3 protein-coding genes are annotated in these 1,975 nt (G+C 40.4%); all 3 read right to left on the reverse strand.

The genetic code is table 11. The features are described 5' to 3' along the window. Positions 1–156: 156 nt before the first annotated feature. On the reverse strand, positions 157–657 hold the full coding sequence (locus tag ODQ17_RS18970; RefSeq protein ID WP_322905602.1) for an NUDIX hydrolase: 501 nt from the start codon (positions 655–657) through the stop codon (positions 157–159). Between the two features lie 265 nt (positions 658–922). Then, entirely contained in the window at positions 923–1,498 is a 576-nt protein-coding gene (locus tag ODQ17_RS18975) for a DUF4126 domain-containing protein (protein WP_192836850.1), read from the reverse strand. A gap of 122 nt (positions 1,499–1,620) precedes the next feature. Beyond that, positions 1,621–1,755: a zinc ribbon-containing protein gene (locus tag ODQ17_RS18980; protein WP_004640417.1), complete on the reverse strand. Its 135-nt coding sequence runs from the start codon at positions 1,753–1,755 to the stop codon at positions 1,621–1,623. Between the last annotated feature and the right edge of the window lie 220 nt (positions 1,756–1,975).

Raw genomic sequence — 1,975 nt, forward strand, 5'->3', positions numbered from 1 at the left:
TTCATACAGGAACAGGATGTTCCAGAACACAAAACAACAATAATAGGTTCATGCATCAGGAGCGTGAGATACGACAGGAGTCATATCTAGCAACCAAATACGAAAAAGCTCGACAGGATGTCGGGCTTTTTTTATATCTGCATATTAAGACAAAATTTAGTGTTTGAAAATTTCAGGCAAACTATCTGCAAGAATATTAGGAATGTTGTTTGGATAAACAATCTCATCTGTTTGGCTTAGTTCATCAAATGTCCACCAACGACTTTTACTAATCACAAGCTTTTCATGTTCTGACCAGTTTGCTGTATTCACTTCTTCATTTTTAATAAAAACAATAAAAAGCCTTTCTTCAGAAATCACAACTTCTGCACTCGGCAACATCATTTCAAAATTGCGTGTTGCAACATGAGTGCCTACATTTTGTCTGACTGCGCCCAACTCTTCATAAAGCTCTCGGCAAGCTGCTTGCTCGAAGGTTTCCCCTTCTTCTAGTCCTCCGCCTACGGTTGCCCAATGGGATTGTCCAGCTAAGGCATCATTTGTATGAGTGAATTGAAATAATAGGATTTGATGATTTTCATTAATAACTAATAGTCTTGAAGATTTTCTAATACGCATTTGATTTTTTCTTGAAGCAACAAGATAGCTATTATTCATATTCACTTTGAAAAGTTAAATTAATTCTGAGTGTACGCTTTAACCTACAAACTTTTAGGGATTTTGCGGATTGGCGACCTCCTACTTTTTTCCTAATATGAACTCATAGAGGAACAGGATGTTCCGGAACACAAAACAACAATAATAGGTTCAAGCACCAGGAGCGTGAGATACGACAGGAGTCATATCTAGTACCCAAATACGAAAAAGCCCAACAGGATGTTGGGCTTTTTTATTGCTCTTTAAAAATGATATTGAAGCTAACCTATAGCGGACTATGTGCCTGTTCTTGCTTTTTATGACGTATCCAACGTATTGCCCAAATAACAGCAATAACCACTACAACTGCAACAAGCGCAGGAACTAACAAAGCTGAAACCGAAAGTAAGATTGCTCCAATCCACTCACCTGTCGCAACAACAAAATTCCCTAAACCGCCTGTGGTTGCAGTTGAAACACCACGTGCAGCGACTGTACTCATTTGCACCACACCTGCCGTACCACCGCCCACAATAATCGCTGCCGCCCAACCTGCGAACTGTGACATTTCACCACTACTCACTGCCATGGTCGTTAACGTACCAGCAATCATGGCCGCAGGAGTCGCGACCGTGTCTAAAGCATTATCGACCCACGGAATATAGTAAGCTGCAACTTCACATACTGTTGCCACAGCTAAAGCTAAGCAAACCGATGGCATAGCCAACCACTCGAAACCTTTTGATGGCTCAAACCACCCCATCATTGTTGCAATGCTCATGACCAATAACGGTACAAACACGCGAAAACCGCAGGCAGCGCTCAGCCCCACGCCAATACATAAACCCAATATAGTTTCCATAACGGTTTCCTTTTTCATGCCCATCGCGGGTCTTGTTATGTAAGTCTTATTTTAAACTAACAAAAAGCCCCATCGGGTGACAGGGCTTTTTGTTAAATGCGAACGCAAATATTATTTTATTCTTAACGTTTAAACTCAGTGCAATAACATTTAGTGCATGGTGGTAAACGATCTGTATTAATTTCTAAAAACACTCTCTGGCCACATTGAGCGCAGAAATAGAAGCCTGTTCCGGGTTTTTCGCCAGCTGTTACCATGATTGCATTCCTATAATCGTATAGATATTAAACAGGAATATAACCCAGTTAGAGTGATTGTCAATTGTCCATTTCGCCCGATGATGATGGCATAAATGCAAAAAATGTTATTTGTACGATTTATCTTACAAACTTTTAGGGATTTAGCGGATTGGCGACTTCCCACTTTTTTCCTATGATGAGTTCATACAGGAACAGGATGTTCCAGAACACAAAACAA

This window comes from Acinetobacter sp. IRS14, from assembly GCF_034650275.1.
Lineage (GTDB): Bacteria > Pseudomonadota > Gammaproteobacteria > Pseudomonadales > Moraxellaceae > Acinetobacter > Acinetobacter oleivorans.

Coding starts and splice junctions, on each gene's coding strand:
- ODQ17_RS18970 (WP_322905602.1), bottom strand. CDS start 657: ATGAATAATAGCTATCTTGTTGCTTCAAGAAAAAATCAAATGCGTATT.
- ODQ17_RS18975 (WP_192836850.1), bottom strand. CDS start 1,498: ATGGAAACTATATTGGGTTTATGTATTGGCGTGGGGCTGAGCGCTGCC.
- ODQ17_RS18980 (WP_004640417.1), bottom strand. CDS start 1,755: ATGGTAACAGCTGGCGAAAAACCCGGAACAGGCTTCTATTTCTGCGCT.